This window comes from Staphylococcus sp. 11-B-312 (genome assembly GCF_016743055.1).
GTDB lineage: Bacteria > Bacillota > Bacilli > Staphylococcales > Staphylococcaceae > Staphylococcus > Staphylococcus ureilyticus.
Genome location: NZ_CP068241.1, coordinates 343,597 through 356,384, shown reverse-complemented (window position 1 = coordinate 356,384; position 12,788 = coordinate 343,597). Strand labels below are relative to the sequence as shown.

Genomic DNA, 12,788 nt, shown 5'->3' with positions numbered 1-12,788 from the left:
CGATTTAAATTGTTTATATGAAAAATTCATTTTTTATACATGATTGAAAATTTATTTGTAAACGTTTACAATGAGAGTTATTTAAACATCATATGACTAGATGATTATTAAATTTTTATGAGGGAGTTTTATATAAAATGATGTTATTAGTAGCTTTCAGTGCAGTAATCGTACCTTTTTTATTTCTTGTACTCTTACGTATGTCAGCTTTAAAAGGGATGATTATTAGCGCTATCGTTGTAACAGTTTTAGGGATTTTTGTATGGGGGATGCAAGGTAATGTCGTTATAGCTTCAATACTTCAAGGTACGCACAAAACATTAACGATACTTTATATTTTATTCGGTGCGCTCGTGTTACTTAATACATTACGCCAAACGGGTGCAGTAAACCGTATCAATGCAGGATTTAAGAAAATTTCACCAGATATGCGTGTCCAAGTCATCATTGTCGCTTTCTTATTTGGTTCACTTATTGAAGGCGCTTCAGGATTTGGTACACCAGCAATGGTTACAGCACCTTTACTAGTTGCTTTAGGTTTTAGACCTATGATAGCTGTTGTTACAGCTTTAATTGCCGATAGTATTGCAGTGTCTTTCGGAGCAGTGGGCACGCCAGTTATTGTTGGATTAAGTACTTTAAAAGAAGCAAATCAATCCTTTTTCCATTCGACAGCTGAGCAAATAACTATATTAGATTTATTGAGTGGTATTTTCATACCTATCATCGTTATCTCTACGATGATTATTTTCTTTGGGAAAAATAAAAAGTTAAAATCTATTATTGAAATGCTACCATGGCTAGCATTAATAGGAATTGTATATGCAGTATCTGCCTTTGTATATGCACATGTTTTCGGCGCAGAATTTGTTGCTATATTAGGCTCACTAACTGGTTTAGTAGTTGCCGTCTTAACTGCAAGTAAGGGTTGGTTGTTACCTAAAACAGTGTGGACAGATGGCTTAGATAAAACATACGAAGCAGATAGTACAGAACATTCTATGAGTTTACTAACTGCTTGGGCACCTTATGTAATGGTTGTTATCTTACTTTTATTAACGAGAACGGTTCCAAGTGTTGAATATTTCACCACACATGTTCTTGATTTTTCTTGGAATAATATTTTAAATTTCTCTGAAATATCATCTGAATGGCAATTTCTTTATTCACCTGGGACAATTTTATTATTATCAGCAATTTTCGCCATTATAATTCAAAGAAAATCTATTAAGGATTTAGGTAATGCAAGTATCACATCCTTATCAACAATAAAAATTACTGGTATTACACTAATTGCCACACTCGCAATGGTGCATGTTTTTATCAACTCAGGTATCAATGCGCATGATTTAATAAGTATGCCAGAATATATCGCCAAAAATATGGCTAATACTTTAGGTCCTGTATGGCTATTCGTTGCACCATTCTTAGGTGCTTTAGGTTCGTTTATTACAGGTAGTGCTACTGTATCAACGTTGACTTTCTCACCTATTCAATTAAACATTGCTAACTCTATTGGTGCAGATCCATTTATTGTATTAGCTGCACAAATCATTGGTGCAGCTGCCGGTAACATGATCTGTGTGCATAATGTGGTCGCAGTTTGTGCGGTAGTTAATATGCCTGGTAAAGAAGGTAGTGTCATAAGAAAAACATTAGGCCCTGCACTTCTGTATTGTATTCTAGTTGGGATTAGCGCGTATATTATCTCATTATTTTTCGCTTAGTCTATGCAAGTCTGAGATACAAATATCTTGAACTTAAAAATGAAGTGAGATATTCATATTTAATTGATTTAAAATTACTTCTTCATCGCACGGCGATAAGAAAAAAAGCTGAGACAAATTGAATTGTCTCAGCCTTTTTATGAAGTTTTATAAATCACCAACGCTATATAACTATTTTAAATAGAACATATTGTTACTTAATGCGTATTATTTCATATAAAATTCTTATTATTATCATATTGATTATTATTTTGATAAAGTACAAGTAAATTATTTCTTATATTTATATGATAAACATGAGGATTAGGTGGGGTTTGTTTATGAAAATTGAAAACATTAAATTATTCACTTCAGAATTTGAAAAGACATTCCAATTTTATGAAGAAATTTTAGAATGTCCAGTTTGGATGATTGGCCAAGAGGCTTTTACAGTTAAAATTGGAGAGACGCATCTGTGTTTTCAACAAGCAAACGACGATGTCCAACCATTTTATCACTTTGCGATTGACATTCCTTACAACCATTTCTTCGACATGAAACAACATTATCAAAATATTTTATTTCTATTGATGGAGGATGGTCAGCATACGACGTATTTCGAATCTTTTGTTGCACATTCTTTTTACTTTCAAGATCCTTCAGGGAACGTCGTGGAACTCATTGCACGCATTTCTAATATAACTGATGAACCTGAATTTTCAAGAATTAGTGAAATTGGATTCGTATGTAATGAAACGAAGGCAGTCTTTGAAGCATTGTCGAAATTTCATTTAAATACATATGAAAAGCAACCCTTTGCACCACATGATTTAAACTTTATCGGCGATCATTATGATGACAGTTTTATTTTACTGACACCGGAAGATAATAAATGGCTGTTTTCTGACCAGTTTTCCGAATCTCATCCCATGTGCATTCAAACAAATGAATTTAAGTTAAGCATGGATAACCAATCTCAATGGCACTTAAATAAACTTTAAATCTAAAAATAATGAGCACACAATATCAATTTAGCAAGTTTTGATACTGTGTGCTCATTTTTTATTAATACCGTCTTATAACGTCATATTCTAAGTTTATCGTATATTTTGATTTTAACAGTTTTACAATCAAATTTACTCTTTAACTTGTGACTTGTCACTGACAAATTTCTTTAAAGTTTTATTTAAACCATCTTTCGCTTCTTGGTCATAACCATAACTACCATCTTCATTTTGTGTGATGTGCTTATCTAATATAAATCTGCCTTTATGAATAGTATCTGCACCTAGTTCTTTAATAACTGGATCAAGACTATATTGGATTGCTAGCACATGTGCAAACGTGCCTCCTAAGGCTAATGGTAGTACCGTTTTACCTGTAAATGCCCCTCGTGGTAACAAGTCTAAATACGTTTTCACGATACCTGAGTAGGCAGCTTTAAATACTGGAGATACTATAATAACACCATCCGCATCTTCAATCGTTTTATGCGTAGCATTTATCGATTCATTAGAAAAATCTGCAGTAATTAAAGCCTCAGCATCTAATTGATGTACGTGGATGACATTTGTCTCGATGCCCTCAGCATTCAAATACGATTCCGCGTAATCTATAATACCTGTGAGTCTTGATTTTAGTTTATTGCCTCCAGCAATAATTGCTACTTTTGCCAAAATGATAATCCCCTTTCTATATAAAATTTTTCATATATACCTTCGACATTTACACGCTTATCTATTAATAAATATATGAAAAAATAGAATCCATTGGAAACAAATTCCACTTCTTTAGCGTATCATCAAATATAGGTAAAATCATAGGAAATGATTTGAATTATCGCAATTATTATTGTATCAATAAGTTTATATATTAAATTTATGACATTGATTAGGCATTTCCTTGGAAATAATTATATTGTCATTTAGCACTTTATATTGATTATTATCTAAACCCATTGATAACTTATCACTTATGTTATTGCTTCAAAAGCTATGACCTATAATTCGCCTGTTGATGCATTTTTTTAATTTCTTAACACATTATTAATTCTAAACATCATACACGGTTGAGTGTAATAGTACAAAATCAGTTTTTTTGTTTCAACTCTAAAAATTCCACAATATAAATAATTTTATTATATTCTTTTTTAAAAAATCGTTTCGCTTTAAAAACCTTTTTTTCTAGATGTATACTTAATTTAGACATACAAAGGAGTGATACACAATGAGTACATTTTCTAATAAAGAAAAAGTACAAATCTTATCAGATATTGTAGCGATTGAAACAGTAAATGATAATGAGCTTGAAGTTTGTAATTATTTACAGAAACTATTTTCTAACTACGGAATTGAATCAAAAATTCAAAAAATTGATGAACGACGTGCTAACCTCATTGCTGAAATCGGTGAAGGCAAGCCGGTAATCGGTATTTCAGGTCATATGGACGTTGTTTCTGCTGGTAATAAATCTCAATGGACATACGATCCATTTTCGCTTACTGAGGATGATGGATTTTTATATGGTCGTGGCGCAGCAGATATGAAGTCAGGACTTGCTGCGTTAGCAATTGCACTTATTGATATTAAATCTTCTCAAGCACTGCAACATGGTCGTATTAGATTTTTAGCAACTAGTAGTGAGGAAATGGAGCAACTTGGTTCTCAAACTTTGTACGAACAGGGTTATATGGATGACGTTGATGCATTACTTATAGCAGAACCTTGCCAAGATATCATGGTGTATGCACATAAAGGTTCAATGGATTATCGTATTACTTCCTACGGTAAATCAGCACATAGCTCTATGCCAGTAATGGGCACTAATGCCATAAAACCATTAATCTCATTTATACAAGATATTGATGACGCCTATGCTAAAATTTCAAAAGAAGTTCAGGGAAAAGCGCTAGATTTCACAAAATTCATTGAAAGAATTAAGCCATCATTACCTGCAACAACAGCACTTGAAGACGTAGAATCTGCACTTCAAGGTTTAGTTATTAGCAATACATTAATTAACGGTGGGGTACAGGTGAACTCTGTTCCTGAAGAGGCAGATGCAGATTTTAATATTCGTACAATTCCAGAATATGATAATGAACAAGTAAAAACGTTATTCTCAAACACAATTCAAAACCATAATGATAAAGGTGCAAATTTATCAAGCGACCTATACTTAGACCTAGATCCAGTACTCACTACTGGTGATAACAGCTTAATTAATACTGCTCAGAACATAGCTCAATCTCTATTTGACAAGGACTTTATCGCTTCTCCAATCGGTGGCGTTACTGATGCTTCAAACTTATTAAAAAATAAAGATGAAACTTTCCCATTCTTAGTATTTGGTCCAGGTATTAAACCACATCAAATTGATGAATGTGTAGAAAAAGACATGTATTTAAAATTCATTGATTTTTACAGTGAACTTTTAACAACTTATTCTAAAAAGCTTTAGTTTTAATTAAATTAACTTCAGCCATTTAAAAAAGCTCAGACACACTATGTTCTGAGCTTTTTTTATAACATCGTGATAAGGTAAACGTGTGTACATACTGTTAAAACCTTGTCCTGACAATAGTGGAACAAAACAACACATTTAAAAATTTGTTATTTACGCTTTTGTACATTGTTACTTGCAAATTGTAGTACCTACATTATGGCCATGTTGCAATTTTTGAATAATGTGCGCTTCATTTCCTGCTGCAATAACTACTTTTTGACATCCCTTTTCTATTGCTTTAACAGCATCTTGGACTTTAGGTATCATACCACCATATATTAATTTTTGTTCAATATAGGTGGCTATATTTTTCGCATTTAATGACGGTTGTACTTTTTCATTGATTAAAACACCCGGAATGTCGCTTAATAAATAAATTGGTGCATGTAAAGCTTGCGCAATTTTATACGCTAGCGTATCGGCATTAATATTATATACCTGGTGCGTCATTTGATTTACACCTATAGATGCGATGACTGGTAGAAAAGATTGTGTTAAAGTCGCGATAACGCTTGTATCTATATGAATAGGTTCGCCAACAAAACCATATTTTAAATCTAATGGTTTAATATCAAATAATTGCGCATCTATGCCATTCATGCCAATACTTTGAATACCAAATTGATTGATTTTATTGACTAAACTAGGATTCACTTGTCCAATTAATGTTTGAGTCGTAACAGAAAGTACTTCATGGGTAGTAACTCTCAAACCATCTTTAAATTCTGTTGCTACTTCTTGTAATTCCAAAGATTGATTTATAAAAGGCCCACCTCCGTGGACGATTAATGGTTTATAACCTTGCTTTTTTAATGCAACAATATCTTCAATTATCGAATCATGCATATTCGTCAAAGTGCTCCCGCCTATTTTAATTACAATGTAATCCATATCAAACACCTCTTAGGTTCTATACGACGCATTTATGCGCACGTATTCATATGATAAGTCGCAGCCATAAGCGGTAGCTTCCCCATCTCCATCACCTACAGTAGCTTCTATAATGATATTGTCTGCTTCCAATTGTTTTTTTAAATAAGCTTCATCAAATGCCACTGACATGCCTGCTTTAACCACATCAACTTGGCATAATGATACGTTTGTCGCATGAGGATTTATATGTTTTGATGCGTAACCCATCGCTGTTACAATTCTTCCAAAATTTGCATCTTCACCATGAATTGCTGTTTTAACTAAATTGGATGAAACAATACTTTTCGCCATTTTTCTTGCCTCATGGATATCTATTGCCCCTTTAACTCTAGCTGTCACCAATTTAGTCGCACCTTCGCCGTCTTTTGCAATCGACTGAGCCAAATAACGTGCAACATAATTGATGGCGTAAACAAATTTTTGCCATTCAGGATGATTTTCATCTAGCCAATGATGATTAACTTGACCATTTGCCATACATAGAACCATGTCATTCGTGCTAGAGTCACCATCTACGGTTATCATATTAAATGAGTGATCTGTAATTTGTTTTAAACAATCATTCAATGGCTCACTACCAACTTTTGCATCTGTCGTTATAAAACCAAGCATGGTTGCCATATTGGGATGTATCATCCCAGAGCCTTTTGCTGTACCACCTATTGTCACTATTTGGTTGTCTATATTTACTTTTACAGACACATGTTTCGTTGTCGTATCTGTCGTTAAAATCGATTGATTAAAATAGTCACTCTGGTTAAACGCATCGTGTAAAACATGATCGACGCCACGTTTCATTTTATCCATAGGCAAAAATGAGCCAATGACACCTGTTGAAGCAATACCAACATGATGTGGTTCTATGTTTAATCGTTCAGCCACCCAACTTTGTGTATCTTTCGCATCTTGTATACCTCTATCTCCAGTACATGAATTCGCATTCGCTGAATTAACTACAATTGCCTGCAATGTTTGATCGATGTTGATACTATCTTCAGTTACTTTAAGTGGTGCTGCTTTAAAACGATTAAGCGTATATACACCTGCTGCAGTCGCTTTTGTCGTAGAGTAAATCCATCCAAAGTCTTTTTTCTTTCTTCTTAGGCCAGCATGAAATCCACCAGCCATATACCCCAATGGCGATCCAACGTCACCATTGATATCTACAGTGATTTGATTGAATGTATCTATCGTTTCAATATATTTCATCTCATCTCTCCTTTCGCATTTCATTAAGGATAAATTGGTAGCTGATTCAGACCAGTTGTCTCGTCTAAGTCATAAAGTAAATTTAAATTTTGGATTGCTTGACCACTCGCACCTTTAACTAAGTTATCTATAACTGATACGATAATAGCCCTTTGATTTTTTTCATCTACATACAGACCTATATCGCAAAAATTACTACCATACACTTCTTTTGTTTTGGGGTATTCTCCCAAGTCTCTAATTCTTATAAATGGTTTCTGTTCATAATTATTTTTATAAATATCATGTAAATGCTCTGCTGTCATATACTCGTTTAACTTCACATAAATTGTAGATAAAATACCTCTTGTCATCGGTATTAAATGTGGTGTGAACATCACATCGCACTTTGTCCCAGCAATATTAGATACATATTGTTCTATCTCTGGTTTATGTTTATGGTTTCCAATTGCATAGGCACTAAAATTTTCATTCATTTCAGCGTAATGGAGGTGTTGTGCTAATGCACGTCCTGCTCCTGAAACACCTGTTTTTGAATCAATAATAATTGAATGAACATCGATTGCATTTTGAGAAATCAGAGGATGTAACGCCAATAAAATAGAAGTGGGAAAACAACCAGGATTCGCTATCAACTTTGTGCGTTGTGAATCTATTTCACTCCACTCCGCAATACTATAAAGGGCCGAATCTAAAAAATCTTGTTCTGCTGCTGCTTCACCATAATATGTTTGATATAGGTTTCTATCTGTCAGTCTAAAATCTCCTGATAAATCAATCACTTTAACACCATTATTAATTAAATTTGGCACTAAATGTTTGCTGACATTTGAAGGTGTTGCAAAAAATATAACATCACAAGACGTCGCTTGTTCATTTAATTCAGTATAATTAAGTGCGATATGGTTTAAATGTGGAAATGTTTTACTGATTGGTTCATCAATCTTAGAATGCGAAAATACATATTTAATTATGACGTTAGGATGATGTTGTAATAAACGTATAAGTTCTACAGCACCATAACCACTTCCACCTACTATTCCAACTGTAATCATCTTCCTCATTCCTTTCTGAATATTCGGAATTTTTAATGTGCTTTTTTATTTTTTTCAAGTACTTCTTTAATCACATCAGCAATTTGATTAATCTCATTTTCATTAATGACTAACGGTGGTGCAATTCTAATAACATTGCCCTGTGTTTCCTTACACAACACGCCTTTTTCTATCATTTCTAAACAATATGGCTGTGCTTGTTCTGTTAATTCAATACCAATAAATAACCCTCTCCCTCTGACATCATCAATAATTGGACTATCGATAAGTTGTAATTGATTCAACAGTGTTTGGCCTAACTCAGCTGAATGTTCAATTAAATTTTCATCTAATAAAACATCTATGGCTGCTATCGATACTGCACAAGCAAGTGGATTACCACCAAATGTAGAACCATGCGTGCCTGGTGTTAAAACATTCATGATTGTTTCATTTGCTAATATAGCTGAAATAGGGTAAAGTCCACCCCCCAATGATTTGCCTAGTAAATAAATATCAGGCTCTACGCCCTCCCATTCCATGGCAAACATCTTGCCTGTCCTACCTAGTCCAACCTGGATTTCATCAGCAATGAATAAAATATTATGTTGATTACATAAATGACGTACTTCTTGAATAAAATAGTCTGGGGGGATATTCACGCCACCTTCACCTTGTATTGGCTCTAAAATGATGGCCGATGTATTGTCATTAATCAACCGTTTTAAATGTTCAATATCTCCAAATTCTATATAATTAATATTTTCTAACAATGGACCAAATCCTTTTTTGTAACTATCTTGTGCAGATAAAGATAAAGACCCTAACGTACGACCGTGAAAGTTACCATTCATAGCAATGATTTCACTTTCATTTTCTTTAATACCTTTGACATCAGCGCCCCATTTACGTGCAATTTTAATTGCTGTTTCCACAGCTTCAGTACCAGTATTCATGGGTAGCACTTTGTCTTTATTTGCTAATTTACAAATTTTTTCTTCCCATTGTCCCAAGTTATCACTATATAAGGCACGCGATACCATAGTTATTTGCTCGCTTTGCGCTTGAAATGCTTCAATAATTTTCGGGTGACAATGTCCTTGATTGACCACTGAAAAGCCTGCTATACAATCAATATAACGCTTACCTTCAACATCCCATACATGAGCACCTTTACCTTTTGTTAATGCTAATTTCAAGGGACTGTAATTATTTGAACTATATTGATCTGTTAATTCGAATAACGTATTCATTAAATACACCAACCTTATTATTATTCTATTATTTGTATTAATATTCATGAATATTACACTTTTAAATATAATAAGTCAAAGGTTTATTTAAATATTTTTTATAAAAATATTTAAAAAGGCTTTAAAATAAGCAAAAAGCATCTATCAAAATTATAAAAATTTCAATAGATGCACATAAATCATTGTATACAATTTGCATATCATCATTTAATATTTAAGATAATATCCGTACCTACCATTCAAATTATACATTCAGTCGTTTTAACAATTGTGGTAATTGTGTTATATCTTCAAGGATATAATCAGCGTTATTTTGCTTAAATATGTTTGTCGCTTTTTCAATATAAACCTCTCGTTCATTATTTGTTAATGCATCCCATTGTTGTTCATTCAATCCAACTATAGAACTTCCTTTAACAATCCCCACAGCTATCACACCAGCGTTATTGGCTTCTCGAATATCAGCTATTGTATCGCCGACTTTCACTACCTCTTTAACAGAGGTTAGTTTGAGGTGTTTCATATTCTCAAAAATCATGTATGGATAAGGTCTTCCGTAACCACTCACTTGTTCTGCAGTAACGATGCTATTGGGTTTATAGTCCTTTTGTGCCGCTTCAGGTATAACAATTTCCATCATTGCTTTAGTGTAACCTGTAGTAGAACCAATAAGGTATCCATCATCTTGTAAATTTTGAATCGTAGTGACAACATTGGGCAATGGATCTGTAAATGATTTCAGATTCTTCATTAGCATTTTTTCAAATTGAGCATATAAACGATCAATATCTTCTTCTGTTGGTACTTTTCCAAATTGATTTTGCCACTCCTTTTTGATTCGTGGCATTTCAGCCATTGCTTTGATGTGATCACGTTTTAACATCCCCATAGGTTCTCTAGCTTCTTCAATTGTAACTTTAATACCTTCATCTTTGAATATATCCACAAAGACATTAACTGGTGCAAAACAGCCAAAATCTATCGTAGTACCTGCCCAATCCATAATTATACCTTTTATTTTAGTCATTTATTTGATACTCCTTTGCGCATTAAAATTTTTAATATGTTGAATCATTACCTCAAAATCTTGTCGATATAAATCACCTATATTTCCAACCCTAAATGATGGTACATCCATCAATTTCCCAGGATATAAAACAAAGTTATTTTTTTTCATATATTGATAAAAATCATCAAATTCAAAATTCGTATCTGGATATAAAAAAGTAGTAATAATCGGTGACTGGTATTCGTCATCGATATAAGGCTTAAAGCCTAACTGTTGCATAGATTGAATAATATATTGATTATTCGTTAAATACCTCTCATAGCGTGCTTCAACGCCACCTTCATTTTCTAGCTCTAAAATCGCTTGATGAAAAGCGGCAACTACATGAGTTGGAGATGTAAAACGCCATTTTCCACTATCTTTCATTACAATCCATTGATCATACAAATCAAGTGACACACTTCTTGCATTCCCCTTTGTTTTTTCCAAACTTTCTTTTTTGGCAATGACAAATCCAAAACCAGGTACACCTTGTATACATTTGTTGGCACTACTAACTAAAAAGTCTATTTGCAACTTTTCAACCTCAATCGGTACACCACCGAAGCTACTCATGGCATCTACAATAATCTTTTTGTTAAATTTTTTTGCCAATGTGCAAATGGATTCTATAGGATTTAAAATACCGGTAGTCGTTTCGCAATGCACAAAAGCAATATGAGTTATTGTCGGATTTTCTTCTAACACTTGCTGTATTTTCGCTAACGATGGTATGACGTCAAACGAAATGTTTAATTCTGTTATTTTTTTACCTGCGACATAAGCCATATCAATCATCCGTTTGCCATAAGCACCATTACTAATAATCAGCACATGATCTGTTGATGATATAGCCGTTTGGATGACACTTTCTACAACAAAACTCCCACTTCCTTGTTGCAAAATAGTTGTATAATTTTCAGCATTCACTTTAGCAATTTCAAGCAAACGTTGTCGGATACTTTGAGTAAGTTTTTTATAATCATCATCCCATGTACATCGGTCTAGTATCATTGTTTCTTTTACTGTATGTGTAGTAGTCAGTGGTCCTGGTGTTAATAATTTTAGTTGTTCCATTTAATCACTCCTTATTTTTACTCTGTTGCGCTTGTTTTTTTGCTTCTTGGAATATTTTTTGATGCGATTCTAATAAATCTACAGTTAGCCTACCTTTCCATTTTTTGGGATAAGTCGGTCGTTGTTGTTTGTCCACTTTTTCTCCCTTATAAAGTGGCACTGGATACTGTTGTAATAAATCTTTGCGCCCATATTTTTGAATCACTTGCACCATTTTTTCAGCTTTCTGTTGTTTTGCTCCACCCTTTTTGACAACAGCGGCAGCTTCTACTAATGAAAAGTTGCCTTCTATTGGATCAATATAATGAATTGGCTTCCCTTTCATTTCTGCATCAATGGCTTGTGAACGTAAACCGATACCAATAGCTGCTTCACCAGACTCAACTTTTTTAAGCGGTCCAGACCCGGAACTTTCTAAATGAGGACCAATATTTTTTAATAATTGAGTTAATATTTTTTGACCTTCCTTCTCTCCATACTCATTAAGTATGCTTTGAATCACTAACCATCCTGTAGAAGAATCAATAACATTGGGCATTGCCACTTGGTCTTTATATTGATTTTTCGTTAGAGATTCAATAGATTTTGGCATTTCCAATCCTTGTTCTTTTAATGCTTTTTTATTAACAAACAATGACCCCATATTACCTAATAGCGGCGTTATATAATCAGGATAAGCATCTTTGGTACTTTTATTAGTATTTTCGATATTAGCAAACATATTATTTTCTTTTTGTGCACTTTCTAAATAATAGGTTGCTTGTGTAATAACATCAGCTTCAATATTTTTACCTTCTGCCATCATTTTCCCGCCTAATTCAGAAGTTGATTGGGGCTGAACAATATATTCTCCTTTAAAACCATGATCATCTAATGCTTTTTTCATAACAGCAATCGCTTCCTCATCTGCATTCGTTGAAATAACGACTTTCTTAGTAGACGAACCAAACCCAACAATAGAAAAATATAAAAGAACGATTGCAACGAATATAAGGACGCTTATTTGCCACTTAATTTTCACTCG

The 12,788-nt window shown here is 33.5% G+C and carries 11 protein-coding genes; 3 read left to right on the top strand and 8 right to left on the bottom strand.

Going from position 1 to position 12,788, the window contains the following annotated elements:
• Window positions 1–137: 137 nt before the first annotated feature.
• On the top strand, window positions 138–1,727 hold the full coding sequence (locus JG554_RS01475) for an L-lactate permease (RefSeq protein WP_046206648.1): 1,590 nt from the start codon (window positions 138–140) through the stop codon (window positions 1,725–1,727).
• A gap of 320 nt (window positions 1,728–2,047) precedes the next feature.
• A complete protein-coding gene (locus tag JG554_RS01470) occupies window positions 2,048–2,707 on the top strand; it encodes a hypothetical protein (protein WP_070037184.1) in 660 nt (219 codons plus the stop codon).
• A 135-nt stretch (window positions 2,708–2,842) separates the two neighbouring features.
• On the opposite strand, the gene ssuE is transcribed toward JG554_RS01470, so the two are convergent.
• The gene (gene ssuE / locus JG554_RS01465; protein ID WP_046206646.1) at window positions 2,843–3,382 is read right to left on the bottom strand and encodes an NADPH-dependent FMN reductase; all 540 of its coding nucleotides are present in this window, start codon (window positions 3,380–3,382) and stop codon (window positions 2,843–2,845) included.
• A gap of 550 nt (window positions 3,383–3,932) precedes the next feature.
• Here ssuE and JG554_RS01460 point away from each other — a divergent pair.
• Window positions 3,933–5,165: an ArgE/DapE family deacylase gene (locus tag JG554_RS01460; RefSeq protein ID WP_203265349.1), complete on the top strand. Its 1,233-nt coding sequence runs from the start codon at window positions 3,933–3,935 to the stop codon at window positions 5,163–5,165.
• A 174-nt stretch (window positions 5,166–5,339) separates the two neighbouring features.
• Here JG554_RS01460 and argB read toward each other — a convergent pair whose 3' ends face one another.
• The 7 genes from argB to JG554_RS01425 all read right to left on the bottom strand — a co-directional run bounded on the left by argB (window position 5,340) and on the right by JG554_RS01425 (window position 12,785).
• The gene (gene argB, locus JG554_RS01455; RefSeq protein WP_064209178.1) at window positions 5,340–6,101 is read right to left on the bottom strand and encodes an acetylglutamate kinase; all 762 of its coding nucleotides are present in this window, start codon (window positions 6,099–6,101) and stop codon (window positions 5,340–5,342) included.
• A gap of 12 nt (window positions 6,102–6,113) precedes the next feature.
• A complete protein-coding gene (gene argJ / locus JG554_RS01450) occupies window positions 6,114–7,352 on the bottom strand; it encodes a bifunctional glutamate N-acetyltransferase/amino-acid acetyltransferase ArgJ (protein WP_070037180.1) in 1,239 nt (412 codons plus the stop codon).
• Between the two features lie 23 nt (window positions 7,353–7,375).
• On the bottom strand, window positions 7,376–8,407 hold the full coding sequence (gene argC, locus JG554_RS01445; RefSeq protein ID WP_046206642.1) for an N-acetyl-gamma-glutamyl-phosphate reductase: 1,032 nt from the start codon (window positions 8,405–8,407) through the stop codon (window positions 7,376–7,378).
• A gap of 32 nt (window positions 8,408–8,439) precedes the next feature.
• Window positions 8,440–9,639 carry an ornithine--oxo-acid transaminase gene (gene rocD, locus JG554_RS01440; RefSeq protein WP_070037177.1) on the bottom strand — a complete coding sequence of 400 codons (1,200 nt, stop codon included), beginning with the start codon at window positions 9,637–9,639 and terminating at the stop codon, window positions 8,440–8,442.
• Window positions 9,640–9,883: 244 nt separating this feature from the next.
• The gene (gene phnX, locus JG554_RS01435; protein WP_046206640.1) at window positions 9,884–10,666 is read right to left on the bottom strand and encodes a phosphonoacetaldehyde hydrolase; all 783 of its coding nucleotides are present in this window, start codon (window positions 10,664–10,666) and stop codon (window positions 9,884–9,886) included.
• A complete protein-coding gene (phnW, locus tag JG554_RS01430) occupies window positions 10,667–11,764 on the bottom strand; it encodes a 2-aminoethylphosphonate--pyruvate transaminase (protein WP_070037173.1) in 1,098 nt (365 codons plus the stop codon).
• A 4-nt stretch (window positions 11,765–11,768) separates the two neighbouring features.
• A complete protein-coding gene (locus JG554_RS01425) occupies window positions 11,769–12,785 on the bottom strand; it encodes an extracellular solute-binding protein (protein ID WP_238394782.1) in 1,017 nt (338 codons plus the stop codon).
• Window positions 12,786–12,788 lie beyond the last annotated feature (3 nt).